The sequence below is a fragment of the Inquilinus sp. CAU 1745 genome, assembly GCF_039839375.1.
Classification (GTDB): domain Bacteria; phylum Pseudomonadota; class Alphaproteobacteria; order DSM-16000; family Inquilinaceae; genus JBDOQU01.
This window is the reverse complement of the sequence record NZ_JBDOQU010000014.1, coordinates 48,903-73,962: the sequence shown is the minus strand read 5'-3', so window position 1 is coordinate 73,962 and position 25,060 is coordinate 48,903. Positions and strand designations below refer to the sequence as shown.

At 62.6% G+C, this 25,060-nt stretch carries 26 protein-coding genes; 8 read left to right on the top strand and 18 right to left on the bottom strand.

What is annotated here, in order from left to right; all coding sequences use genetic code 11:
- The first annotated feature begins 40 nt into the window (after nt 1–40).
- The 4 genes from AAFN89_RS15780 to AAFN89_RS15765 are packed head-to-tail and all read left to right on the top strand — an operon-like array spanning nt 41 to nt 4,499.
- A complete protein-coding gene (locus tag AAFN89_RS15780; RefSeq protein ID WP_347540077.1) occupies nt 41–862 on the top strand; it encodes an ATP-binding cassette domain-containing protein in 822 nt (273 codons plus the stop codon).
- Nucleotides 859–2,115, top strand: coding sequence for a hypothetical protein (locus AAFN89_RS15775; RefSeq protein ID WP_347540076.1), 1,257 nt, complete (start codon nt 859–861; stop codon nt 2,113–2,115). Before AAFN89_RS15780 ends, AAFN89_RS15775 begins: the two co-directional genes overlap by 4 nt.
- 27 nt (nt 2,116–2,142) lie before the next feature.
- On the top strand, nt 2,143–2,871 hold the full coding sequence (locus AAFN89_RS15770; RefSeq protein ID WP_347540075.1) for an SDR family oxidoreductase: 729 nt from the start codon (nt 2,143–2,145) through the stop codon (nt 2,869–2,871).
- On the top strand, nt 2,868–4,499 hold the full coding sequence (locus tag AAFN89_RS15765; protein ID WP_347540074.1) for an FGGY-family carbohydrate kinase: 1,632 nt from the start codon (nt 2,868–2,870) through the stop codon (nt 4,497–4,499). The genes AAFN89_RS15770 and AAFN89_RS15765 overlap by 4 nt, the downstream gene beginning before the upstream one ends.
- Here the strand turns inward: AAFN89_RS15765 and AAFN89_RS15760 are convergent.
- From AAFN89_RS15760 to AAFN89_RS15745, 4 genes are all read right to left on the bottom strand, one after another.
- Nucleotides 4,463–4,759: a hypothetical protein gene (locus tag AAFN89_RS15760; RefSeq protein WP_347540073.1), complete on the bottom strand. Its 297-nt coding sequence runs from the start codon at nt 4,757–4,759 to the stop codon at nt 4,463–4,465. The genes AAFN89_RS15765 and AAFN89_RS15760 overlap by 37 nt on opposite strands.
- A gap of 422 nt (nt 4,760–5,181) precedes the next feature.
- Nucleotides 5,182–5,655 (bottom strand): SRPBCC domain-containing protein, encoded by a 474-nt coding sequence (locus tag AAFN89_RS15755; protein WP_347540072.1) that lies wholly within the window; start codon nt 5,653–5,655, stop codon nt 5,182–5,184.
- Nucleotides 5,655–5,993, bottom strand: coding sequence for a metalloregulator ArsR/SmtB family transcription factor (locus AAFN89_RS15750; RefSeq protein WP_347540070.1), 339 nt, complete (start codon nt 5,991–5,993; stop codon nt 5,655–5,657). The genes AAFN89_RS15755 and AAFN89_RS15750 overlap by 1 nt, the downstream gene beginning before the upstream one ends.
- Nucleotides 5,990–6,748 carry a glutathione S-transferase family protein gene (locus AAFN89_RS15745; protein ID WP_347540069.1) on the bottom strand — a complete coding sequence of 253 codons (759 nt, stop codon included), beginning with the start codon at nt 6,746–6,748 and terminating at the stop codon, nt 5,990–5,992. Before AAFN89_RS15745 ends, AAFN89_RS15750 begins: the two co-directional genes overlap by 4 nt.
- 98 nt (nt 6,749–6,846) lie before the next feature.
- Here AAFN89_RS15745 and AAFN89_RS15740 point away from each other — a divergent pair, with 98 nt between their 5' ends.
- The 3 genes from AAFN89_RS15740 to AAFN89_RS15730 are packed head-to-tail and all read left to right on the top strand — an operon-like array spanning nt 6,847 to nt 8,346.
- Nucleotides 6,847–7,521 carry a dihydrofolate reductase family protein gene (locus tag AAFN89_RS15740; protein ID WP_347540067.1) on the top strand — a complete coding sequence of 225 codons (675 nt, stop codon included), beginning with the start codon at nt 6,847–6,849 and terminating at the stop codon, nt 7,519–7,521.
- Nucleotides 7,518–7,892, top strand: a complete 375-nt coding sequence (locus tag AAFN89_RS15735; protein WP_347540066.1) for a metalloregulator ArsR/SmtB family transcription factor — start codon at nt 7,518–7,520, stop codon at nt 7,890–7,892. Before AAFN89_RS15740 ends, AAFN89_RS15735 begins: the two co-directional genes overlap by 4 nt.
- On the top strand, nt 7,873–8,346 hold the full coding sequence (locus AAFN89_RS15730; RefSeq protein ID WP_347540065.1) for an SRPBCC family protein: 474 nt from the start codon (nt 7,873–7,875) through the stop codon (nt 8,344–8,346). The genes AAFN89_RS15735 and AAFN89_RS15730 overlap by 20 nt, the downstream gene beginning before the upstream one ends.
- A 746-nt stretch (nt 8,347–9,092) precedes the next feature.
- On the opposite strand, the gene AAFN89_RS15725 is transcribed toward AAFN89_RS15730, so the two are convergent.
- Complete coding sequence (locus AAFN89_RS15725) at nt 9,093–9,965, bottom strand: LysR family transcriptional regulator (protein ID WP_157289823.1); 873 nt, start codon at nt 9,963–9,965, stop codon at nt 9,093–9,095.
- A gap of 160 nt (nt 9,966–10,125) precedes the next feature.
- Here AAFN89_RS15725 and AAFN89_RS15720 point away from each other — a divergent pair, with 160 nt between their 5' ends.
- Nucleotides 10,126–10,845 (top strand): hypothetical protein, encoded by a 720-nt coding sequence (locus AAFN89_RS15720; protein ID WP_347540064.1) that lies wholly within the window; start codon nt 10,126–10,128, stop codon nt 10,843–10,845.
- A gap of 743 nt (nt 10,846–11,588) precedes the next feature.
- Here the strand turns inward: AAFN89_RS15720 and AAFN89_RS15715 are convergent.
- The 13 genes from AAFN89_RS15715 to trbB form a co-directional block, all read right to left on the bottom strand.
- Nucleotides 11,589–13,964 (bottom strand): S8 family peptidase, encoded by a 2,376-nt coding sequence (locus AAFN89_RS15715; protein WP_347540063.1) that lies wholly within the window; start codon nt 13,962–13,964, stop codon nt 11,589–11,591.
- A 135-nt stretch (nt 13,965–14,099) separates the two neighbouring features.
- Nucleotides 14,100–15,068, bottom strand: coding sequence for an ATP-binding protein (locus tag AAFN89_RS15710; protein WP_347540062.1), 969 nt, complete (start codon nt 15,066–15,068; stop codon nt 14,100–14,102).
- A gap of 275 nt (nt 15,069–15,343) precedes the next feature.
- Nucleotides 15,344–15,577 (bottom strand): DUF2274 domain-containing protein, encoded by a 234-nt coding sequence (locus tag AAFN89_RS15705; protein ID WP_347540060.1) that lies wholly within the window; start codon nt 15,575–15,577, stop codon nt 15,344–15,346.
- 2 nt (nt 15,578–15,579) lie between these two features.
- Nucleotides 15,580–16,707 carry a TrbI/VirB10 family protein gene (locus AAFN89_RS15700; protein ID WP_347540059.1) on the bottom strand — a complete coding sequence of 376 codons (1,128 nt, stop codon included), beginning with the start codon at nt 16,705–16,707 and terminating at the stop codon, nt 15,580–15,582.
- Nucleotides 16,704–17,735, bottom strand: coding sequence for a P-type conjugative transfer protein TrbG (gene trbG / locus AAFN89_RS15695; protein ID WP_347540057.1), 1,032 nt, complete (start codon nt 17,733–17,735; stop codon nt 16,704–16,706). The genes AAFN89_RS15700 and trbG overlap by 4 nt, the downstream gene beginning before the upstream one ends.
- Nucleotides 17,732–18,421, bottom strand: a complete 690-nt coding sequence (trbF, locus tag AAFN89_RS15690) for a conjugal transfer protein TrbF (protein ID WP_347540056.1) — start codon at nt 18,419–18,421, stop codon at nt 17,732–17,734. Before trbF ends, trbG begins: the two co-directional genes overlap by 4 nt.
- Nucleotides 18,418–19,791 (bottom strand): P-type conjugative transfer protein TrbL, encoded by a 1,374-nt coding sequence (trbL, locus tag AAFN89_RS15685; RefSeq protein WP_347540055.1) that lies wholly within the window; start codon nt 19,789–19,791, stop codon nt 18,418–18,420. The genes trbF and trbL overlap by 4 nt, the downstream gene beginning before the upstream one ends.
- A gap of 3 nt (nt 19,792–19,794) precedes the next feature.
- Nucleotides 19,795–20,082: a putative entry exclusion protein TrbK-alt gene (gene trbK-alt, locus AAFN89_RS15680; RefSeq protein ID WP_347540054.1), complete on the bottom strand. Its 288-nt coding sequence runs from the start codon at nt 20,080–20,082 to the stop codon at nt 19,795–19,797.
- Between the two features lie 29 nt (nt 20,083–20,111).
- Nucleotides 20,112–20,894 (bottom strand): P-type conjugative transfer protein TrbJ, encoded by a 783-nt coding sequence (gene trbJ / locus AAFN89_RS15675; RefSeq protein ID WP_347540053.1) that lies wholly within the window; start codon nt 20,892–20,894, stop codon nt 20,112–20,114.
- Entirely contained in the window at nt 20,891–23,443 is a 2,553-nt protein-coding gene (trbE, locus tag AAFN89_RS15670) for a conjugal transfer protein TrbE (protein WP_347540052.1), read from the bottom strand. The genes trbJ and trbE overlap by 4 nt, the downstream gene beginning before the upstream one ends.
- Nucleotides 23,444–23,453: 10 nt before the next feature.
- The gene (locus tag AAFN89_RS15665) at nt 23,454–23,735 is read right to left on the bottom strand and encodes a VirB3 family type IV secretion system protein (RefSeq protein ID WP_347540051.1); all 282 of its coding nucleotides are present in this window, start codon (nt 23,733–23,735) and stop codon (nt 23,454–23,456) included.
- Nucleotides 23,735–24,067 carry a TrbC/VirB2 family protein gene (locus AAFN89_RS15660; protein ID WP_347540049.1) on the bottom strand — a complete coding sequence of 111 codons (333 nt, stop codon included), beginning with the start codon at nt 24,065–24,067 and terminating at the stop codon, nt 23,735–23,737. Before AAFN89_RS15660 ends, AAFN89_RS15665 begins: the two co-directional genes overlap by 1 nt.
- Entirely contained in the window at nt 24,064–25,044 is a 981-nt protein-coding gene (trbB, locus tag AAFN89_RS15655) for a P-type conjugative transfer ATPase TrbB (RefSeq protein ID WP_347540048.1), read from the bottom strand. The genes AAFN89_RS15660 and trbB overlap by 4 nt, the downstream gene beginning before the upstream one ends.
- Nucleotides 25,045–25,060 lie beyond the last annotated feature (16 nt).

Below are 25,060 nucleotides of genomic sequence, written 5' to 3'. Positions count from 1 at the left end.
GGGGGCCATCGTTCCGATCCAGCGGGAGGAGACAGCCTCCATGACCAATGCAGCCGATCACGCCGTCAGCGGCGAACCGATCCTGAGCCTGCACGGCGTCTGCAAGAATTTCGGCGCCGTCTCGGCGCTGACCGACATCGATCTGGAGGTCCGCGCCGGGGAGGTCGTGGCTCTGGTCGGAGACAATGGCGCGGGCAAATCCACGCTGGTGAAGATCCTCGCCGGAGTCTACCAGCCGACCTCCGGCGAGATCTATTTCGAGGGCAAGCATGTCAGCCTGCCGAGCCCGAGCCACGCGCTGGAGCTTGGCATCGCGACGGTGTTCCAGGACCTCGCCCTCTGCGAGAATCTCGATGTCGTCGCCAACATCTTCCTCGGCCAGGAGATCAACCCCCTCCATCTCGACGAGGTGTCGATGGAGTTGCGGTCCTGGACCCTCCTGAACGAGCTTGCCGCCCGCATCCCCAGCGTGCGCGACGTGGTCGCCTCGCTGTCCGGCGGGCAGCGGCAGACGGTCGCCATCGCGCGGTCGCTGCTCCTCAACCCCAGGCTGATCATGCTGGACGAGCCGACCGCAGCGCTGGGCGTCGCGCAGACGGCCGAGGTGCTGAACCTGGTGGAGCGGGTGCGCGACCGCGGCCTCGGCGTGATCCTGATCAGCCATAACATGGAGGATGTGCGCGCCGTCTCCGACCGTATCGCCGTGCTGCGGCTCGGCCGGAACAACGGCGTGTTCACCCCCGACGCCTCGAACGAACAGCTCGTCGGCGCGATCACCGGCGCGACGGACAACGCCGTCTCCCGGCGCGCGGCCGGCAGGCGTCCGGCCGCCGACGCGCCTGTCCCGGAGCAAAGCCCATGACAGACAACGCCAACAATACGGGCGCAGCCGCCCTGCTGGACCGCAGCGACAGCCGCGTGACCCACGCCACCGGGATCGGCGGATCGGTCCGCGCCTTTCTCGACCGGGTGCGTTCAGGCGATCTCGGATCGCTGCCCGTGGTCGTCGGACTCGTGCTCATCTGGACGGTCTTCACCAGCCTCAATCCGATCTTCCTCTCCAGCAACAATCTGGTGAACCTGCTCTTCGACTGCTCGACCGTCGGCGTCATAGCGCTGGGCATCGTGTGCGTGCTGATGCTGGGGGAGATCGACCTCTCGGTCGGCTCGATGAGCGGCGTCGGATCGGCGCTGGTCGGCGTGCTCTGGGTCAATCAGGGTGTCCCGCTGCCCCTGGTCATCGTGATCTCCGTCTCCGCCGGGGCGATGATCGGCGCGTTCTACGCGCTTCTGCGCACCCGGCTGGGTATGCCCAGCTTCGTCTCCACCCTCGCCGGGTTGCTGGCGCTGCTCGGCCTGCAACTCTACCTCCTGGGGAATACGGGCTCGATCAACCTGCCCTATGGTTCGGCGATGGTGAGTTTCGGGCAGCTCATGATCATGCCCGACTGGCTCTCCCATTCGCTTGCGGCCGTGGGCGGGCTCGTGATCCTGCTGCTGGGCCTCCGTACGATGCGCCAGCGTCGGGCGGCGAACCTCTCGGCCGGCTCGCCCGGCGGGCTGGTCCTGCGCGCCATCCTCATCACGATCGGGCTGGAGGCGCTGGTCTACTATCTCAATCTGGGCCGCGGCGTGCCGTGGATGTTCGCGCTGTTCGTCGCGCTGGTGCTGGTGATGAACTATGCGTTCACAAGCACCAAATGGGGCCGCTCCATGCGGGCGGTGGGCGGTAACGCGGAGGCCGCGCGGCGGGCCGGCATCGGCGTCAGGCGGATCTATTTCAGCGCCTTCATCCTGTGCTCGATGTTCGCGTCGCTGGGCGGGATCCTGTCCTCCGCGCGCCTGGCTTCGGCAAGCCAGCAGGCCGGCACGGGGGACGTCAACCTCAACGCCATCGCCGCGGCCGTCATCGGCGGGACCAGCCTCTTCGGCGGCCGCGGCAGCGCGTTCTCCGCGCTGCTGGGGATCATCGTGATCCAGTCCATCGCCAACGGGCTTACGCTTCTGAACCTGTCATCCTCGCTGCGCTACATGATCACCGGGGCGGTTCTCGCCGTCGCGGTCATCGTCGACAGCCTCGCGCGGCAAAGCCGGGTCTCCCACGGCCGCGCATAAACAAGACGATCTAGTGGAAACATCGATATGACGAATGAGTTGAACGGCAAGGTCGCCGCAATCACGGGCGCGGCATCCGGCATCGGGCTGGCCTGCGCCCGGTCGATGCTCGATGCGGGCGCCAGGGTCGTCCTGATCGACCGCGCGGAGGACAGGCTGAACGAAATCTGCTCGGAACTGGGGCCCGAAGCCCTCCCCCTGACGATTGACCTGACGGACCCGTCAAGCGTTTCGGGAATGCTGGAGCCCATCCTGGAACTGGCCGGCGGGCTGGATATCTTCCATGCCAATGCGGGGAGTTATATCGGCGGCGACGTGGTGACCGGCGATCCCGATGCGTGGGACCGCATGCTGAACCTCAACATCAATGCGGCGTTCCGGTCAGTCCATGCCGTGCTGCCGCATATGGTCGAGAACAAGGCCGGCGACATCCTGTTCACCAGTTCGGTCGCCGGGATGGTTCCCGTGGTCTGGGAGCCGATCTACACCGCGTCGAAACATGCGGTGCAGGCGTTCGTCCATACGGTCAGGCGGCAGGTCGCACCGCATGGCATCCGCGTCATGGCCGTCGCGCCCGGCCCGGTGGTGACGGCGCTGCTGGACGACTGGCCGAAGGCGAAGATGGAGGAGGCGCTGGCGGCCGGCAGCCTGATGGAGGCGAGGGAAGTCGCCGACGCCGTCCTTTTCATGCTGACGCGCCCCCGGAACGTGACGGTCAGGGATCTGGTGATCCTGCCGCAGAGCGTCGACCTGTGACCCGGAACGCCTTCTTCGTGGGCGTGGACGTTGGAACGGCCAGCGCCCGCGCGGGAATCTTCGGCACTGCCGGCGAACTTCTCGGCACGGCGAAGCGCGATATCGCGGTCCACCATGGCAAGGGCGGCATGGTGGAGCAGTCGAGCCGGGAGATATGGGGCGCCGTCTGCGCGTCGGTGAGAGAGGCCGTGGCGGGCGCGGCGGTTCCTCCCGGCGACATAAGGGGCATCGGCTTCGACGCGACCTGTTCGCTCGTGGTGCTGGGCGAGGGCGGCGCGCCGCTGCCGGTCGGGGATTCGGGCGATCCGGAGCGCGACATCATCGTCTGGATGGACCATCGCGCGGTCGACCAGGCCGGGCGTATCAACGCCGGCGGCCACGATGTGCTGCGTTTCGTCGGCGGCGCGATATCCCCTGAGATGGAAACGCCGAAGCTGCTGTGGCTGAAGGAGCACCGGCGCGAGATCTTTGACGCCGCCTGGCAGTTCTTCGACCTCACCGATTTCCTGACCTGGAAATCGACCGGCAGCCTCGCCCGATCGTCCTGCACGGTGACCTGCAAATGGACCTACCTCGCCCATGAGAGCCGCTGGGACCCGACTTATTTCCGGCAGATCGGGCTGGAGGAGCTGGCGGATGAGGAGTTCGCGCGCATCGGGCAGGAGGTGGTCGACCCCGGCGCCGCGCTCGGTGCGGGACTGACGGGGAAAGCAGCGGAGCAGCTTGGCCTCCCGCCGGGCCTCGCGGTCGCCGCGGGGCTGATCGACGCCCATGCCGGCGGCGTCGGAACGGTCGGCGCGGCATCCGGGAGCGGAACGACGAGCGACCCGGCGAACTGCATGGGCTACGTTTTCGGCACCTCTTCCTGCACCATGACCACGACCCGCCAGCCGGCCTTCGTCCCGGGCGTCTGGGGGCCGTACTTCTCGGCGATGATTCCGGGAGCCTGGTTGAACGAGGGAGGACAATCGGCCGCCGGGGCCGCGATCGATCACCTAGTCGCCTTCCATCCCGCCCATGCGGAGGCGTCGGACCTGGCGAGGGCCGACGGAAAGCCGCTGGCCGAATGGCTGGCGGACCGCGCGGCCGGATCGGCGGAAAGCCTGTCGGACGCGGCCCGTCTCGCCGACGGCCTCCACGTGGTGCCGGAGTTCCTTGGAAACCGCGCCCCCTTCGCCGACCCGCAGGCCCGCGCAATCATCGCCGGGCTGGGCATGGAGCGGGATGTCGACTCGCTGGTCGCGCTCTATGTCGGGGGTCTTTGCGGGTTGGGCTACGGCCTGCGCCAGATCGTCGAGGCCCAGGCGGCCGAGGGTATAGGGGTCGAAATCATTGCGATCAGCGGCGGGGCCGGCCGTCACCCTCTGATCCGCCAGCTTCTGGCCGACGCCACCGGACTGCCGGTCATCTCCACGCAGTCGGAGGAGCCGGTCCTGCTTGGCTCGGCCATCCTCGGCGCGGTAGCCTCAGGCGCTTATGCCGACATCGCCGCCGCAATGGCCGCCATGTCGGCCCGCGACAAGATTTATGCTCCGGCGTCCGGCGCGACCCGCGACTGGCACGACGCCCGCTTCGCCGCCTTCACAAACCTTCAGGCAGCCGCGCGATTGGCGTCGTCGTCATTGTGAAACATGACGCCGGCGGCTCCGGCCTCGGAACGGGATTCCTGTGATTGCCCGCTGGCGAACTCGTTGGGGAACATGGCCGCCCGCGGAACGTCCAGCCGCGTCAGCCCGATCGAGGCCAGAGCGGATTCGCTCATGCTCGAAAGCCCGACATAGCGGCGGTAGGCCGCATAGCCGTCAAACATGCCCCGGAACGAGTTGGCGATGCGCTGCCGAATCCCCTCGGGGGCGGAGCCGACATGCGAGATTCTGATTTCAGTCATGATAATCTCCTTGTAACGACATCCATAAGATGGCGTCCCGGGAGTGGATTCAGTATATCGAATGCTGCAACGCAGCATCAACTGAATCGCATGCGAGGCTGCGGACCATGGACGTACCCCTCACGCTTCTTCTGCTGCACAGCAAAAAGCCGCCCTTGGGGGCGGCTTCTGGGTCGCTGTTGCAGCGAGAGGGAAATTTGGTTGCGGGGGCTCGCAACCCCCGATACCGACATTCGCTGAAAGTCACCATTTGAGACGTTATTGGTCGAGAGCCGTCAAAAGACTGCCACGCAATGACCGGAAGGGGGCCGGAAGCTGCCTGTCCGGTTCTGGTTGAGAAACGGAGAAACCCGACAGTCGGCCCCCGACCCCATTTGCTGTCGTGTGACGGTAGCCCGCGGGTCCCCGGAAGCCGACCGATCCTATCGGCTTGTATCCTTCTCGAAATCCAGCATCGCTTCCTGGAGCCGGGCAAAGCCGACGCCCGTGCCTCTCTCTCGCACGTCCCCGTCAGCCGCGTCTGCAAAGGCAGCCTGTTCGGTGAAGGTCATTTTGGTTTTGCCGTCCCGGCCTTCGAATTCGACAGTGACGAGCGAGCTCGATATTGGTTTCCCGTCGGTGCGCATCGTGTATGCATAGACGATGCGTTTGCGAGGATGAACTTCAAGGAAGTGAGCCAGCATCGCCTGTTCAGTGCCGTCCAGCATGCGCCAGATCATGCTCTCATGCCCATCGACGCGGAAGTCGAAGCGGTCTTCAATTACCGTCCAATCCGGATGGCAACTATTCCAGCGCCGCTTGAGCTGGTGGTCGGACCAGAAGCGAAAAGCGTGGGCCGGGCTGCCGGGCAGGTCGCGCTCGATGACGAAACTGCGGTGATCGACATTGATACCCATCAGTGATCTTTCTCCTCAGGCACCTGGGCCATAGCGGCCGCCAACCTGTCGAAGGCAGCGTTCATGTCGCGCTGGCGCTGTTCTATCCAGGTGGTCATGGCATTGAACGCATCGGGCCGCATGCGATAGGTGCGCACGCGGCCCACTTTTTCGCTGACGACAATGCCGCCGTCTTCGAGCACCCGAAGATGCTTGAGCACAGCTGGCAACTGAACGTCGGCCGGAGCTGCCAGCTCCTTCACCGAAGCCGGACCCTCCGAGAGCCGTTCGATAAACCCGCGCCGGTAAGGGTCAGCCATGGCTTGGAAATAGCGATCGATACTCCTTGATTCAATCATTGTGCAGGTTCCAGAAAGCGCGCTGGCATCGCGTCACGATAGGGAAAGAATTCGAAGTAAGGCTGTGCCTCGGCGAGCACACGTTGCACGGAAGGTCGCGCCAGCAGGCGCTCTAGGTAGTCGCGCGCTTGCGGCCTGCCATCGCCAATGGGGTGCACGATGGAGCCAAAAAAGAGCGCCGGCAGCGCCGAACAATCCGCCATTGTAAATGTCCCGCCCGCAATCCAGCTGCGCCCCTCGATCTGCTCCTCGATCATGTCATAGGCCGTCTCCAACGTCGCATGTGCTTCGGCAACGCCGTGGGGATCGGCGGCGCCTTCGGGGCGAATACGATCGCCGACGATCTTTTGCATCGGCACGCTGACATAGAGATCGAAGAAACGATCCCAGAGGCGAACGTCGAGCTGCCGCTCCGGCTCGTTCGGTATGAGTTGGACCGGGCCGGCATAATGGCGCTGAAGATATTCGATCATGATGCTGGTTTCGGCGATCACCCTGTTGCCGACGCTGTCATACAACACGGGGATCTTGCCCACCGGCCAGCGCTCGATATGAGCGGCGGCGGATCCGGCGTTCGAAAAATCGACGAAGCTGGACTCGAAAGGCGTATCGTTCTCGTAGAGGCCGATCAGGACCTTGTGGCAGAACGATGCGAGTGGGTGGAGGTAGAGCGTGAGAGCCATTATGCGTCCATTAGTTTCCATCAAAGGAAACCAATAGCCCAGATTTCCCGCGATTTCAATGGCAGTTTCCATATATGGAAACTTACGCCGTTGACGTCGCGAGGCCAAACACTTTTCTCTTGAGAGAAGTATGCATGCATGATAGTTGGCTTTAAGGAGAACTATTGTGCATGGAGGCTAAAGTGCGCGTTGTCATTTTGAATTTTCTATCGCTCGACGGCGTCTATCAGGGTCCGGGGTCCCCGGATGAGGATCGGACTGATGGCTTTGAGCGCGGCGGTTGGTTCGTGCCCTTTGTCGATGCGGCTCTGGAAAAGAGAGTGGAGGAATGGGCGGCGTCTGCGACCGGATTTCTGTTCGGAAGACGAACCTACGAGGAATTCTCAGCCGTCTGGCCCACCATAACCGATCCAGCCGATCGCAACGCCGCTCGGCTCAATTCTCTTCCAAAGTATGTGGCGGCCACCTCTCCCGTCGACGCCACTTGGGGGCCAGCAACGGTCTTGGACCACGATGTTGAAGCCGCCATCGCCGCTCTGAAGCAGGATGGACGTGGCGAACTTCAGGTGCACGGCAGCGGCCGATTGGGCCGGTCTCTCCTAGCTGCAAATCTTGTCGATGAACTGCGTCTCGCGATCGCTCCGGTGATTGTGGGCCAGGGACGAAAACTGTTTGGCGACACGCAAGCACCATCAGGCTTCAACCTGCTGTCCGAGGAGCGCACCCCGTCGGGCCTGATTATGTGCCGCCTTGAGAACACCGGCGTTGGAGCGGCCGGAACATATGTGCGCGGGCAGACCAATCTATCGGCGTCTGAGGCTGCCAGCGATCGAGCATCAAAATGATATCATCAACCGCCCATCAACCGCCCGACGATCTCAGCACGATCTTCCTGGCGCTCGCCGATCCGACCCGCCGTGCCGTTATTGCCCGACTTGGGCAAGGGCCGGCCAGCGTCAGCGAACTCGCAAGTCCGTTCGACATGGGACTGCCATCGTTCATGAAGCACATTCGGCTTCTTGAAAGCAGCGGGATGATCCGGACCAAAAAGGCGGGGCGGACCCGCACGTGTTTGATCGACGGTCCAGGTCTTTCCAATGCCGAGCGGTGGCTGGCTGAGCAGCGGGAAATTTGGGAAGCGCAGACCGATCGCCTGGAGGCGTTTGTTATGCAGGAACAGGAAGAGGACGCCAACGATGCAGACCCGGACCGCTGAACTCGATCTCGAAGTTTCCCGAATTATCAGGGCGCCTCGAGACCGCGTGTGGCATGCCTGGGAGGATCCCGAACGACTGGCAAAATGGTGGATACCGCACCCCATCGCCTGCCGCGTTGTCAGCCTGGACATGCAACCAGGTGGAGCATTCGTCACCGAAATGAGTGAGAATGGCGAGCCATTTGTTCCGCACCTGTCAGCCTGTTTTCTCGACGTGATACCCAGGGAACGCATCATCTACACGAACGCGCTGACCGGTGGCTGGCGACCAGCGGAGCATGGCTTTGTGACGGCAATCATCACGCTTTCGGACCACCCCGATGGAACCCGATATCGCGCACAGGCTCTGCACAAGAGCCGTGCAGACCGCGAGAAACATGAAGAACTCGGGTTTCACGAAGGCTGGGGCACAGTCGTAGCGCAACTGGCAGAACTCGTAGAGATCGAAGCATAGTCTCGAGAGGACCAGCGACAACTCGGTGCGAGATGACGATCAGCTGGTTCAGGCAGCAGCCTAAACCAGCCGGAATTCTGTCCAAGGATCGGGGAGTCGCTCAGTGAACCTAAGGATGTCGCGTTACGCAAGCAGTCGGTCAAACCAGTCTTTCCCCTTCCCACCCCAAGCACGATATCGGACGACCACCGCACGAACGGCAGCTACCGGGCAACCGCAAACACCGCGTGAATGCCTCGAATTGGGGGCGCTTTGCTGACTGGCAAAATGGGGGCCGATAGCGGACTGACCGGTTTCTGGTATCGAGAAAGCTGACGTTCGGGACCCGACTCCATTGTCGCCGTTCGGAGCGCCGCGTTCGGCGCCCGAAACCTGCCGTTCATTCACTTCCACCCGACGGCAAAGTCGGGGACGTCTGCTGAAGAGGTCATCAGGGAAATCAAGCGGCTCCTCAAGATTGAAAAGAACCCACCCACTGTTACCCGCGCCGAAGGTCGCCTCACGCGGCGCGGTGGCTTCTTGAAGAGTACGGCCTCGTCACCGACGACTATCACCGCACACAATGGGTGTGGTTCGCTGTGACCTTCACCGCAATCTGGCGCAATTTCTCCAGCGCTAAGTGGCGGATTGCTGGCGAGATCTCGAAGAAAAGTAGAACGGACGTTCGAGCGTGATGCCGCGAAAGTCTGGTCTGAGCCCAAAGTGACGAATGCTGCACGATGGGCGAATGTCGATTACCGACCTCACTACGCCAGCGTGCGCGTCATCTCACGGATCAGATCATTTGTCTCTGGTCTCGTCGTTTGGTGCCGATATCGAAGGGCCAAAACAGTTCTTGATATTTCAAGACCATCGATGGGTTTCGACACCAGGCCCATGTCCGAAGGAATAGCGGTGGCTGGCAGGATCACCGCACCTGACCCTTGCCGAGCAAGTTCAACTAACCAATCCACGCGATTTGACCGATAGGCCGCGTAGAGTTCGTGACCATGATCCGCGCAGGTCCCATGCAAAACATCCCGCATTTCGCAATTTAGGCGGTCAAGCATGTCAGTTTTAGCAAGAGTCGAAAGAGAGATCGCACTTAGTTCAGACAACGGATGCGACTTTGACACCACGACCTTGTAGTCCTCTTCATAGAGATGGTCTATACGATAGAGGTCTTCACTGACCTTCTCTGCGGTGACTACAACGTCAAATTCACCATCTCGTAACCCGGCAAGAAGCTCGGAGGTTGACGCAACGATCAATTCTATTTCGGCTTGCGGCAATCGCGTACGAGTACGCTCCATAGCTGCCGAAATCCTGTTGTGGCCAATCGTTTCTCCGACACCGACAGAGATTGGCACCCGCTCCAAGCGCATATGACGGACCGCCTCCGCCTTCGCCTGTCTCGTCTCATCATGAGCCTTCTGCAATCTTGGCTGCATGAGTTTTCCCAGCGTCGTCAGCCTGCATCCCGCACGGTCCCTGACAAACAGGTCACCTCCAAGCTCGTCTTCAAGTTTCTTGATCGCAGTCGTCAAGGAAGGCTGGGAGACATTGGAGGCGCTGGCTGCGTGGGTGAAGTTTCGGTGCTCGCAGACAGCGAGAAAATACCTGATCTGGTTCATTTCCATCGCCGCATTCTCCGTTACATCTTCAGCCACACCATCAAACCAATTTCAATAGTCAATGTCTATCAAAGAATAGAATTTCGGAATTGGGTTCGGGCGCATTCGGCATGGGACAAAAGTGCATCGAAACCAAACCTGAAGCACTTCAAATCAGGAGACGACCATGAAAACGCAAATCCTTCAGACAGTCGCCGCACTGGCGCTGATCACAACTTCTGCAACTGCACAGGACAACCCAATGGTAAATCATACAGCCAGCTACATCGCCATGCCGGCCGCCGAAGGCCAGACCGGAGCTTTCGCGGAGTTTCTGGCTGGTGCCGCAGCGATCGTGCGGGACACAGAGCCGGGCACCGTCCTTTGGTTTGCTCTGCAAGCCGACGATACGCTCGCAATCTTTGACATCTTCGCAGACGAAGAAGCACGCGACGCTCACTTCTCAGGAGCGGTTGCGGCGGCTTTGAACCAAAACGCCGACGCGCTGGTCGACGGCGGATGGGACGACGGTGTTGTCGCGAATATCAACAACTCCGATGTCCTGTCGGTCAAGGCGCCGGTTGATCTCTCCACGGCAACGACCGCAACTTACATCAAGCTCAAAGCTGCTCCAGGTAAAGGCCCCGAATTGGCAGCCTTGCTGACCGCCGCCGGCCCCATCGTCGCAGAAACTGAACCCAAGACATTGTTCTGGGCGGCGCTGCAGATTGACGAGACCAACTTCGCCATCTTCGACATCTTTGCCGACAACTCTGGCCGCGAAGCGCACTTTGCCGGACAAGTCGCCGGACTCCTGAATGAAAAGGCTTCAGAATTGATCTCAGGTGGATGGGACGACGGTGTGGTGGCAAACGTCCACAATTTCGAAATCCTCGCTACCAAGTAATCTCGAGGTGACTTGAGAAAGAAGTGCCCGGTGCAACCCATCGGGCGCTTTGCTGTTTGAATTTAGATTCACGCCAAAGCGGTCGTGCCGGAACTGGCAAGCGAAGCTCGCACTCGCCTCCGGCTTGGAAAGGGCGGCTATCGGCGGGAACATGTCCGCGCCTTCGCCTAACACGCCGAGATCGCGGACGACGCGATCTACATCAAGGTCAGCAAAAAACACCCTATTGAGGACGCCGGTAGCCACCAAAGGAGGGAAGTCGGCTGGAATCGGCGTTCCCGGTTTTTACCAAAGTGGCGGACCGGGTGGGATTCGAACATGCGCCGAAGTAATCGGCTTGCGCTTGGCTACGCCGTGAGCAATGTCGGCTTTCGGGACGCCGCAAGCGGCAGTCGAACGGCCAGAAAGAGGGCGCGTAATGGTCGTTTCTGCTCCACCAACCAGATGTTTGTGGTTGGTTGCGAGGTGATTTGAACCTAGTTGTAAGCTATTTATTTTATTGACACACATTTCTGCGACCACCATACCTCAAAGCATAATCTCTGCAGCTCATTGAATTTGCTGAGACTTTTCGGCGGACTTGGTTGCGGGGGCTCGCAACTACCGATACCGACATTCGTTGCGGGTTGCCATCTAAGGACAGAAGAAACTCGCCTTCTGCCTTCAGAATGGAAGTGATGCGACATGAGCAACCAACATTCCCGATTCTCAAGACAGAGTGTCAAACTCGGATTTGCTCGACGCTACACCTCAATCTCGATACCCTGTTCGACAATATTGCTTATAGGGGTGTATAGGTCGATTTCAGCCTCAGGGGCCGTCAAGGTAACAATGAGGGCATAACGCGCCCGTTGCTCGCAGATTTCACGGCGTCTGCGTTCTTTCCACCAACCGGATACAGGCCTGATACATATCACGTTGCGCGCGGCAAGCTGGGCGCCGGTTCCGTGCCAAACATCGCAATGCAGGGAACCGGCTGAAATGCTGTTCGGCCCTAACAACCATTCGCCGCTATCGGGCTCCGCCCTCGGCCCAGCCCTGCGTGGGTCTTCACGTTCCTGAGCATTGACCCGGTGTCTGAACTGGTCATTGGTCTCTCGAGGGCGCTTGAGATCGAATCGGAGGCCAAAGGACTGGTAGCGCTGAGGATCAATAGCTGCTGACTTGCCTGGGTTGGGCTCCACGAAATAGGACAGCGTGATCTTGAGTGTGAATTCCTGGTCTCCGTATTGTTCAAGTACGTCTCGCGGCCAAGGCAGAGGGTAATAGTGACATTCGTTGAAGACGACGCCTTGTTCTCGCCGATAAGGTTGAATCGTTCTCTGTGCCAGGAGCGCAAGGTCGCTGGTGGCCGATGCCGTAGCGCGGCGGTATGATGGCACGCCGTAGCCGAAGGCGCGAACAAGCTGTTTGCGCTTCCGCAAGCGCCCCTCATTCGTGAGACGTTCTTTCATACGCTCCGTCCATTCAGCACTGTGGACGATGAGCGCGCGAATCGTTTCCGGCCATGAATCCGGATGATCGGCTTGCAGGCGTGCGGCCAGTCTTGCTGCCTGAGCAGTCGCGGCACTGGTTGCCGCAAAGTTGACGATGGGCAGGCGATCAACCTCCGCTCCGGTCGTCAGCAGCTCCAGAGACGGGCAATCAATCAGATCGCGCCCATTGCCTGAGACAGCACGATTGCCGGCCTCGAACACAACTTCCGGCTTGATAGGCGTTTTGCTGGAATGCCACCCGGTAGAATTTCTGGAAAAGGGGCTGACATCGCCGGCGTCCACCACGGGGCGATGTCCTCTGAAATACGGATCAGCGGGATCAATGTCGGTCTTGTCGGTATAACCCCCAATCGAAAGGGCATTCCATGCCTGAGCCGGGTCTTCGATAGGATGATCTTCAAGCGCGCCCAAGCGGTCGATCTGCATCGCGTTTCGAACATTGCCGCCGGAAATGCAAAACAGTCGGTGGGGCCGGTCGACTTCATCACCGACAAGAAGCCCCGCCGCCGCCCGATCAACACAAGCGCTCCAACTGCTGGCCCGTTCACCAGAGCGGTCCTCATTGGTTACGGCCATACAAAATACGCGGTTACTGTTGGGATTCTCGATCTCGGCACGCGCCACAGCGTTCAGCGTGATTGACCCGTAGCGGGACGGCTCGTTGGGATCGAAGCCGTCCGCCGGCATGATCCGAACAGATTCCAGTCGGTGTCCAAGCCGATACTCCTGATAGTCTTGCAAGCGTGCAAACAGATCGCCATGCAGAGCAAGGCCCGCCATTGGAGTGCCGTGGCTTTCCCGGACATTGTCCGTGGACGGCCAATCCGGATTGGCGGCCATCAGGTCGCCTCCAGCCAAGGCTGGTTCAATCAATACATGCGCCCTGTTGACGCCGGTGTCGAGAAGGCAGACGCGCGGCACATTGGCGCCAGGCCAAATCGTGCGGTCAGCAAGGTTGGCCGCCCAGTCGTACTGGTTTTCGCGCTCTTCCTCCAAAAAGAAATTCGGTGTATCGGAGCCGCGGCGCAATTCCATGATCCCGTCGGCGACAACCAGCGCAAGCTCGATGTCGGCGCGACGGGCGAGAACAGGAATGACCGTAGATTCAGGGAATTTCAGCCAGCGATCCTCATCTGCAACCCGGCATTCCATGCGCCGAAACACAGCGGCATCGTCATCCACCTCATCGGGTCTGCACCAGACCTCCCACCAGATGCGATCCTGCGCATCATCCGGTAGCGCGGCGGGGTTGTCGGTCCAGAAGGAGAAAAGGCGGGCACGCCGGATCGTTTCAATGGGATCGACGTAGTTATTGTTCGGAGGCTTGTTGCCTCTCTCCGTCAATTCACCGGTCGCATAATCCTGAAAGATGTTCTCCAGAACAGGCACCGATGCATCGGGAATGAAAACAACCGTTGAAACTCGCTCCGTGTCCGGGTCGATTTTCGTAGCGCCAACTGCGATATGATCCCGTTTGCGTTCGAGTTTCTCTGCCTTCGCCCCTTTTCGCAGTTCGACTTCGTAATAGGCCCCTTCACTTACCGCCAAATCTTCCGGGATTTCCATCTCGCCACGCGCTTCGCGTTCCTCACGGAAAGTTGCCCGGAGCTGCTCACCCAGCATTCTGCCGTGCTCTTCTCGAACCCGCGGGGCTTGCCCATCGCCAACATTCTGCGGAGGGGAGCTATAACGCCTGGAAACGGCAAATTCGGAGATATTGATGTGTGTCCGATCAAATTCAGGAGGCATGAGGCTTTCTTACGTGGCTTTCGTATTCGAGAATGCCTCCTGCATTTCACGGCGTTCGTGCAAACGCCGCAAAAGCTGATCGGTGGTGATGGATTTCCTTTCATCAAGGATAGCCGCCTTGACGGCGTCCTCAGCCGCCTTGGCGATTTCCGCTTGGCTCAGGTCAGCGGCGGCAGGCACGACTTTCGTCCACGCAAGCCGCCCCGCCTTGAAGGGGCGCAACCCGATTGTAACGATACGCTTAATGTCCTCTTCCGATGGCATGTCGAAAGTCAGAACAAGATCGAAGCGGCGCAAAAGCGCCTTATCGAGCAGTTCCGGATGGTTGGTTGCTCCGACAACAAGACTGTCGGTTGCACTCTCTTCCTCCATATATTGCAGAAAGGAATTCAAGACACGCCGCATCTCAGCCACATCGTTCGTCGCGCTGCGCCGACCGCCCACGGCGTCGAATTCATCGAAAAGATAAATACCGCGCCGCTTTGCGGTTTCATCAAAAACAAGCCGCAGCTTGGCGGCTGTCTCACCCATATATCGTGTGATAAGCGCCTCAAGGCGAATGACAAAAAGCGGCAAACGGAGCTGACCGGCCAACGCCTCAGCCGTCATGGTCTTACCCGACCCTGGTGGCCCTAGAAACAGCGCACGCCGACTGGGAGCTTTTCCATGTTCGCGTAGCCAATCTCGCCGTGCCTGTTGACGAACCAGATCATCAAGCCGTTCGCAAATGCGGGAGTTTAAAACAACATCTTTGAGAACATAACGCGGCTCACGGAACTCAATGATGCTTTCCAGGTCGCCACGGGGTTGCGCAAACTGAATGGGGACACCGGATTGAGACCGGGAGCGGGCTTTTTCCACAGCGGAACGAAGCTCTTCAGCAGTCGATCGATGCCCTTGACGAGCCTCTGATGCAGCGATTTGCAGAGCAATCGAATAGAATTGCTCGTCGTCATCATCTGCGCGGCTGCGCAACATCGCCAATATTTGCCTCGCGTTCGACACCGTTTAATCTCGCCTCCTTCTCACCTCTGAGCTTGTATCCGTTTTTGCTTCTTTGAACTACAAATTCTTGTGCGATACCCCGTAAACGCGGCTGGACCTACGGCAAGCGCTTCCCGTCATGCAACTCCGCTGCCATATTACCTGTGACGCCATCCATTTGTGGCCCTAGCTGGGCTTCTTTCTTCCGTCTCCCTGACACGCCATACAGGCGATAGATACCCCGACGGTGCGGCAAGTTCTATGTGGAATCAACTGGCGTTTCTGCCCCCTGCCCTTCGCGCCCTGGCGAAGCCACGATCCGTCGCAATGAACCGCTCCAGCATCGGCACGATGAGCTTCACGGGATCGGTGACGGGCTGGCCGGTTTCGCGGGCCAGTATATCGGCATAGGCGACGAGATCGCGGTGGAGCGGCGCGGGCAGCTCCACCGTCACTTTCACCGGCTTGTCATCGGGCAGCGGACCGAGTTTCAGCTTGGCCATGTTCAACCTCCTACGGGCTCGAATATCAGGTCGCGCGTCACGATGATCCTGACCGGGAATCCCGGCCGGATGGTCAGCGTGGGCGCGACTTGCAACTGGCGCTGAACGATCTGCTGGCCGGCCTGGTTGATGGTGTCCTGCGCGCCGTCGCGGATGGCGCGGATCAGCCGGTCTTCGTCATCGGTGGCGAGTTCTGTGCCGACGCCAAGCAAGGTCGAGAGCCCGGCCGCTTTCATGATATCCCACCAGTGATAATCGACGCCATCCTCGAGGCCGGCATAGCCGGAAGCGTCCGCGCCCGGCAGGCGTTCCAGGACGATCGAGCGGCCGCCCGGCAGGATCAGGCGGTTCCAGACCAGAAGCACGCGGCGCTGGCCGAAGGTCACGCCGTCATCGTATTGGCCGATGATCCTCGTCCCCTGCGGGATCAGGAGCAGCGAGCCGGTCGGGCTGTCATAGACGTTTTCAGTCACTTGCGCCGTGATCTGGCCCGGAAGGTCCGAACGGATGCCGGTGATCAACGCGGCGGGGATGACCGAACCCGCCTGCAGGATGTATGGCGATGCGGGCGGTGTTACACGATCAGGAGCAACGGTCTGGCGATCCACCGGACCATTGAGGAAGGCCGTGTGCCGGTCCTGCGTTGCGGACTGGCCGCCAGGGTTGAGGTTCGCAATGCCGGGTGCCGCGGCGCCAGGTGTGGCCCCACTGCGCGGGCCGGACTGGAAGAACACGTTGCTGAGCCGCGCGGCTTCTTCTTCGGCGCGTCGGCGTTCCTCTTCGGGATCGACGGCCGGTGTGGCGATGGCGGGCGAAGCGACAGGTTGTCCACGTTCCTGCGCGTCAAGGATCGGACGACCGAGATCGCCCGGCAGCGCCGGACCGAGAACCGGCCCGGTATAGTCGGACGGCAGGCCGGTGAGTCCGTCCGCCGTGGGCCGGTTCTCGGTGGAATAGAGTTCTTCGCCGTTTCCACCTCTGTCCGGCACCTGAAGGGCATAGATCAGCGCCCCGCCGATGCCGAGAAGCGCGACGGCGCCGATACCGGCAAGCATCTTCCGGGACAGGCGCGTGACGCGCGGGGGTTCCGCACGCAGGCGCATCGGGGCTGCGGTTTCGGTGTCACTCATGACGATGATCCTCCGTCGTGCGTGCCGCCTTGTTGCGGAGCGGCTGTCTTCCGCTCTTCAATGCGCACGATCCTGACGACCCGCTGATGCTCGCCGCTACCGAGACGCAGTTCGGCCGCACCGAACAGACGATCCACGATCAGGACGTTGCGGTGGATGCGGCTGTTGACGATCTGGGGTTCGCCATCGGACCCGAGGACGAATAGAGGCGGCATCTCGCCCTGCACAATCCCGGCCGGGAAGACCACATAGACACGCCGCCCGTCATCGAAGACGGAGACAGGCCGCCAGGGCGGGCTGTCGCCCTGCACCTGCAATCCGTAGCGGTAATTTCGGGCTGTCTCGCCCGGGATGATCGGTGCGGCGGGCACGGCTCGGCGCTGACCGGCTGGCGGCGCGGGATAGGCCCAGGCTACGGCCGGCATGTAAAGCGATTCCCGCGCGCGCAACTCGATCATATAGGTGCGCCGGTTGGTGGTGACGATCAGATTGGTCGAGATGTCCGGCCGGGTCGGCTTGACGAGGATATGGACGCGACGGCTGTTGCCGGCCCCGCTCTCGGTATCGCCGATGATCCAGCGGGCCGTGTCTCCCGCCGCGATCGGTCCCGCCCCGGCCAGGTTCTCACCGGGCTCCAGAGCGATATCGGTGATCTGTCCCGGCGAACCATAGACCTGATAGAGCGCGCCTTCGCTCCAGGGATAGATCTGGATGGCGTTGTAATAGCCCTCGCGTCGTGGCTCGACGCGAGCGGCGGCATTGGCGTTCTCGACGCGGCCAGACGGCGTACCGGCCGCCTGTCCCCCACGCGCGACGGTCCAGGCCGGTGGCGTGTGCAATGGCCGGGGGCGGTCATCGTTGGCGGCCGCCTGCACCGTAGGCAATGGCGGCACGGACTCGTCATAGGAGAATTGCGGCGTGCGATTGGTGGCGCACCCGGCCAGGACGCTCGCGGAAAGCAGCACAGCCGCAAAGGCAGGTTTACGGAAACCCGGAAGGACGGGTTTACGGAAGACCGTATCAGTCATTGGCCCATCTCCCGCGACCAGGAGATCGCATTGACATAGATGCCGAGAGGATTGGCGCGCAGGCGCTCGGCGGTGCGCGGGGTCTGGATGACGATGGTGAGGATCGCGGTCCATCGCTCGGTGGTGGAGAGTTGGCCGTTCTCGTAATGCCGTTCGGTCCAGGCAACGCGAAAGCTGTCCGGCGAGGCCCGGATGACCGAAGACACCTCGACGGCGATTTGTTGGTGGCCGACCTTGGTGAAGGGATCGTTGCTGCGTGCATAGTCGTTGAGCGCCGCCGCGCCGCGATCCGTGGTGAACTCGTAGGCCCGCAGCCAGTTCTGGCGCACGATGATCGCGTCGGCCGGGATCGACCGGACCTCTTCGATGAAGCGGCCGAGATGGAAGGCGATCTGGGGGTCGGTCGGCCGATAGTCGACATTCGCGGGCGCGACAGCCTGCGCCTGGCCGAGATTATCGACCTGGACGACCCAGGGCACGACGGTCCCGCGTGCCGACTGCCAGACCAGCGCCGAGGCGAAGCCGGCTGAGAGAAAGAGACAGCCAAAGGCCATCAGCCGCCAGTTCCTGGCCTGCACGCGGGCCGAACCGATACGCTCGTCCCATGCCTGTGCGGCCCTTTGGTATGGGGTCTCGGGCTCCGGCGTCTTGCCGTAATGGGTCGATGGTCGTTTGAAGAGGTTCATGAGCGGTCGCTTTCGGAGATATTGACGGAAGAGCCGGAACCGTGGCTGTCGCCGGAACGGACGGCATGGGCAGCCATGGTGGTGCCGTGACTGAGCGCCTGCCGGCGATGCATTCGCTGCGCCCAGGCCGGTGGTCCGCCGGCCGGCGCGGAAGATGATGCGGTCGCGGTTTCGCTGGCGTCGCCAACCGTACCCCTGGTGGATGCGCCGCCGCTTGCGCCGAACCCGGCCCGCGCGCCCTCGGCAAAGCTAGATCTGACGCTGTCCGAGGTTTTCGACGCTGCGCGCTTCAACGGTGAGACGGCGGCGGACCCTGCCGCGCGGGCGACGCCGCCGAGGCCGGAGGCAACACCGGACGCCCCGGTCTGGCCGAGCGAGCCGAGGCTGTAGGCGGCGAAAGTCGCTCCGGCGGCAGCCGCACCGCCACGAACGGCCGCGGCGCCGCCGGAAAGCCCGGCCGCACCACCCTTTGCGCCAAGCATGGCCGCGCCGCTAGCCGCCGCACCACCCGCGAGCACCATGCCGCCGGCGGCAAGGCCCGTGCCTACGGCGGACCCGGCCCCGAGTTGCGGACCGCCGGAGACGAGACCGGATGCGATGCCGGGACCGAAGATGCCGAGGCCGAGCAGAGACAGCGCCGCCAGCACGATGGCCATGGCGTCGTCGATGGTCGGTGTCGCACCACCAAAGCCTGCGGTGAACTGGCCGAACAACGTCGAGCCGATGCCGATGATGACGGCGAGCACCAGCACCTTGATGCCGGAGGACACCACGTTGCCCAGCACACGCTCGGCCATGAAGGCGGTCTTGCCGAAGAGACCGAAGGGAATGAGGACGAAGCCGGCGAGCGTGGTCAGCTTGAACTCGATCAGCGTGACGAAGAGCTGGACGGCCAGGATGAAGAAGGCGAGGATGACCAGCGCCCAGGCGAAGAGCAGACAGGCGATCTGGATGAAGTTCTCGAAGAAGGCCCAATAGCCCATCAGATCCGATATGGAGTCGAGCAACGGCCGTCCGGCGTCGAGCCCGGTTTGCGCGACGCGGCCGGGGCGCATCAGATCGGCGGCGGAAAAGCTGGTGCCCGAGGCTTGCAGGCCAAGGCCGGCGAAACTCTCGAAGACGATTCGGGCGAGGTTGTTCCAGTTGCCGATGATGTAGGCGAACACACCGACGAAGAGCGTCTTCTTGACCAGCCGCGCCATGATGTCGTCATCGGCGCCCCAGCTCCAGAACAGCGCGGCGAGCGTCACGTCGATGACGATCAGCGTCGTCGCGATGAAGGCTACCTCGCCGCCGAGCAGGCCGAAGCCGGAGTCAATATAGCTGGTGAAAACCCCGAGGAAGTTGTCGATGACGCCCGTGCCGCCCATGGATCACTGACCCTGGTTGTCGCCTCGGGCGGGATCGGAGGGCGCGCGGCCGAGGAAGCGGTCGCGGGATGCCGCCCAGGCGGCGAGGCAATCGGCATCGCGGGTCGCTGCTTCACCAAGCCGCTGGCACCGCCGGAGCGTCGCTCGGAGCGGATCGGCCGGCCGCTGAACGGTCGGCGCGGCCCTGACCGGTGCTGGGTCGTCCTCGCGGGTCATCTCGATCACCGTCGCTGTGATGGCGAAGGCGACGAAGACGATCGCTCCGATCCGTGCGAGGTTTCTGCCCTCCATCGCTTCCCCCTTTCCGGCTGCCCGCCGTTTCAGTTGTTGCCGTTGAACATCTGCGCGTTACCAGGCTGGTAGCCGCTGCCCGGGGTCAGAAACCGCTCGCGCTGGATACGCCCCTGTTCGGCGGCTGTCGCGCGCTCGGCCTCGATCAGTGCCTCCGACCGGCCGTTGGCGGAAAGCAGTGCCACGAGGTCGGAAAGCTGCTGCGATTGGAGGGCAAGAAGCTGATTGCCGGCCTGCGTGGCCTGCAATGCGCCGGTCGCGCCCTGGCTCTGACCGACGAGCGCTGACATCTGCGTACGGTTGGCGTCGATATTGCCGACGACGCCGGCCTGAACGCGCATCGCGTCCTGCAAGCCGCCCACCGTATTCTCCCAGCGCGACCGGGCGTCGGCGACGAGCTGCGTGTCGGTCGCGGACAGCGAGATATCGCCGTATTTCTGTTGGAACGCCTGGTCGACGGTCTGCACGTCGAAGGCGATGTTTTGCGCCTGATTCAGAAGCTGCTGGGTGCGCTGGACGTTCTGCTGGAGTTGCTGGAGCGAGGAATACGGCAGGCTTGCAAGATTGCGGGCCTGGTTGATCAGCATCTGCGCTTCATTCTGAAGCTGCTGGATCTGGTTGTTGATCTGCTCCAGCGTCCGGGCCGCCGTCAGTAGGTTTTCGGCATGATTGGTCGGGTCATAGACGATGTCACCGAAGCCAAAGAGCGCATGGGCCGGGCTTGCCAGCATGGGCGAAAACGCGATCGGCATTGCCAGTGTCAGTGCGATCACTGAAGCACTGGCGATGCGGGGCACGGGAAAACGAGTCATGGAAGGATCTCCTCTTCATTGAGACTGGGGTCGGGGTCCGTTCCGGCCGGGATGGAATCGTCCGGTTCGGTCTCTGGCTGGACATCGGGGGGCGATGTGATCTCCCCTCCGGGCGCCTTGACCGCGAGATTGGTGAGGTTCGGGATCAGGTCGGTCGCCCAATCGACGCCGCGATGGCGCAACCAAGCGGCGAGAAAGCCGTCACGCCCATGTTCGGCGACGAGTTCGGCGATGCGGGTTTGATCGGACTTGGCGAATGCCGCGCAGAGCGCGAGGCCGACTTCGGACAAACCCAACTCGAACAGGCGGTTCCCCCGGCGGCTTTGGCAGTAGTAGTCCCGTTTGGGCGTTGCCCGCGCGAGGATTTCAACCTGCCGATCGTTGAGGCCGAAGCGGCGATAGATGGCGGTGATCTGCGGCTCGATGGCGCGCTCGTTCGGCAGGAGCAGCCGCGTCGGGCAGCTCTCGATGATCGCAGGCGCGATATTGCTGCCGTCGATGTCCGACAGGCTTTGCGTGGCGAATATGACGCTGGCGTTCTTCTTGCGCAGGGTCTTCAGCCACTCGCGGAGCTGGCCGGCAAAACCTTCATCGTCCAGCGCAAGCCAGCCCTCGTCGATGATGAGCAGCGTCGGACGGCCGTCGAGCCGGTCGCCGATGCGATGGAACAGATAGGCGAGCACGGCGGGCGCCGCGCCTGTTCCGACCAGTCCTTCGATCTCGAACGCCTGCACGTCCGCCGAACCGAGATGTTCTGTCTCGGCGTCGAGCAGTCGGCCATAGGCGCCGCCGACGCAGAACGGACGCAATGCCTGCTTCAGGTCATTCGACTGGAGCAGCACGCTCAGGCCGGTGATGGTGCGTTCCTCGACCGGCGCGGAGGCGAGCGATGTCAACGCCGTCCAGAGGTGCTCCTTCATCTCGGGGGTGATCGCGATGCCTTCGCGCATGAGGATGGCGGTAATCCAGTCCGCCGCCCAGGCGCGCTCATAGGTGTCGTGGATGCGGGCGAGTGGCTGAAGCGCAACCGAAACCTGGTTCCCCTCTGTCAGTCCCCCACCAAGATCGTGCCAGTCGCCACCCATGGCGAGCGCGGCGGCCCGGATCGAGCCGCCGAAGTCGAAGGCGAAAACTTGGCTTCGGTCATAGCGCCGGAACTGAAGCGCCATGAGCGCGAGCAGCACGGACTTGCCCGCGCCGGTCGGGCCGACGACGAGGGTGTGCCCGACGTCGCCGACATGAAGGGAAAACCGGAACGGGGTCGAGCCTTCGGTCTTGCCGTAGAGCAAGGGGGGCGCATCGAAGTGCTCGTCCCGTTCCGGCCCCGCCCACACCGCCGATAGCGGGATCATGTGGGCGAGATTCAAAGTGCTGATGGGCGGCTGGCGGACGTTCGCGTAGGCGTGTCCGGGCAGCGAACCGAGCCAGGCATCCACGGCGTTGACGGTTTCCGCCATGGCGGTGAAGTCGCGGCCCTGAACGATCTTCTCGACCAGGCGCAGTTTCTCGTCGGCAATGCGGGGATCGTCGTCCCAGACGGTGACGGTCGCGGTGACATAGGCCATGCCCGCCATGTCCGCGCCGAGCTCCTGCAGGGCCATGTCGGCGTCGGCGGCCTTGTTGGCCGCATCGGTATCCACCAGCGCCGATTGCTCGTTGGTCATCACCTCCTTGAGGATCACGGCGATGGACTTCCGTTTGGCGAACCATTGCCGCCTGATCCGGGTCAGCAGCCGCGTGGCGTCGGTCTTGTCCATGAGGATGGCGCGGGTTGACCAGCGATAGGGAAACGCCAGGCGGTTCATCTCGTCGAGCAGGCCGGGCGTTGTCGCGGTGGGAAAGCCGGTGATCGTAAGGACACGCAGATGCGCACCGCCGAGACGTGGTTCCAGCCCGCCGGTCAGCGACTGATCGGCCAGCAACGCGTCGAGATGCATCGGCACCTCGGGCACGCGCACCCGATGGCGGTTCGTCGAGATGGTGGAATGCAGGTAGGTCAGCGTCTCGCCGTCATCGAGCCAGCGGCATTCCGGCATGAAGCCGTCGAGCAGCGCCAGCACGCGGTCGGAACGGTCGATGAAGCCGCGAAGCAACTCCCACGGATCGACCCCCGACTTGTCCCGGCCCTCGTAGAGCCAGGCCTCAGTGCGGGCCGCGTCCTCGGCGGGCGGCAGCCAGAGGAAGGTCAGGAAATAGCCAGATATGAAATGCGTGCCCGCTTCCTCGAACCCGGCTTTGCGTTCGGCATCGACGAGAGCCGATGCGGCGTCGGGAAAGGTGCTGTCGGGATAGGTCGCGGCCTCGCTGCGCTGCGCCTCGACGAAGATGCTCCAGCCCGATCCGAGACGGCGGAATGCGTTGTTGATGCGGGCGGCAACTGCGACCAGTTCGGCCGCAACGGCGGAGTCCAGATCGGGACCGCGAAACTTTGCCGTCCTCTGGAAACTCCCGTCTTTGTTGAGCACGACACCCTGGCCGACCAACGCGGCCCAGGGCAGATAGTCGGCGAGTTGCGCGGCGGTGCGGCGATATTCGGCAAGGTTCATCATGGCCACACCCTCACACCGACAGATGACCGGGGATGCGCAGATGCCGGCGACCGACCTCCACGAACAGCGGATCGCGCTTCGCCGCCCAGACCGCCAGGAAGTGGCCGATTGCCCAGATACCGAGGCCGACCAGCCAGAGGCGCAGTCCGAGGCCCAGAGCTCCGGCAAGCGTGCCGTTCATGATGGCGATGCTTCTCGGGGCGCCGCCGAGCAGAATGTGCTCGGTCAGCGCGCGGTGGACCGGAACGGAAAATCCCGGCACCGCGTCGAGCTGCTCGAGACCCTCCGCCATCAAACGAGCGCCCCGCCGCCGAAGGAGAAGAAGGAGAGAAAGAAGCTCGACGCCGCAAAGGCGATCGACAGACCAAACACGATCTGGATCAGTCGGCGGAAACCGCCGCCGGTGTCGCCGAAGGCCAGCGTCAGGCCGGTGACGATGATGATGATCACGGCGATGATCTTGGCGACCGGTCCTTCGATGGATTCGAGGATCGACTGCAGCGGCGCCTCCCAGGGCATCGAGGAGCCGGACGCATGCGCTGCGGGCGCCATGAACAGGCTGATCGTGGTGAAGGCGGCGGCCGTGGCGATGTGACGGCGGATGTGGAATGCGTGATGGATCATTCGGGTGCTCCTGTGTTCGGGATGGCTGGTGTGATGCGGTAGTCGCCGTCCCGCCCGAGCCCCTCAACGCGGGCAAGTTCGACGAGCCGGCGCGCGGTGCCGCGACCGGACAGAACGGCCACAAGGTCGATGGTCTCGGCGATCAGCGCGCGCGGGACGGTGACGACGGCTTCCTGGATAAGCTGTTCAAGGCGGCGCAGCGCGCCGATACCGGAACCGGCATGGATGGTGCCGATACCGCCGGGATGGCCGGTGCCCCAGGCTTTGAGCAGGTCGAGGGCCTCCGATCCGCGCACCTCCCCGATGGGAATGCGGTCGGGGCGCAGGCGCAAAGAGGAGCGCACCAGATCGGAAAGCGTCGCCACGCCGTCCTTGGTGCGCATGGCCACCAGGTTGGGCGCGGCGCATTGCAACTCGCGCGTATCCTCGATGATGACGACGCGATCGTCGGTCTTCGCCACCTCGGCGAGCAGCGCGTTGGTCAGCGTGGTCTTGCCGGTGGACGTGCCGCCTGCGACAAGGATGTTGGCGCGGGTGGTAACGGCCTCGCGTAGCGTTGTCGCCTGGCCGGCGATCATGATGCCGGCGGTCACGTAATCGTCGAGCGTGAACACCGCGACGGCGGGTTTGCGGATGGCAAAGGTGGGCGCGGCGACGACGGGCGGCAAAAGCCCCTCGAACCGTTCGCCGGTCTCAGGCAACTCGGCCGAGACGCGTGGGGACCGCGTATGCACCTCGACGCCGACATGATGGGCGACAAGTCGGATGATGCGCTCACCATCGGCAGGTGACACGATCTCGCCCGTGTCGGCCAGACCTTCGGACAGCCGGTCCAGCCAGAGACGGCCGTCCGGGTTCAGCATGACCTCGATGACGGCGGGGTCTTCAAGGAAGCGGCCGATGGCGGGGCCGAGCGCGGTGCGCAGCATGCGCGCGCCGCGTGCGATCGCCTCCGGTTTGTGGTGTGTGGCAGTCATCTCGGCCCCGCTTTCG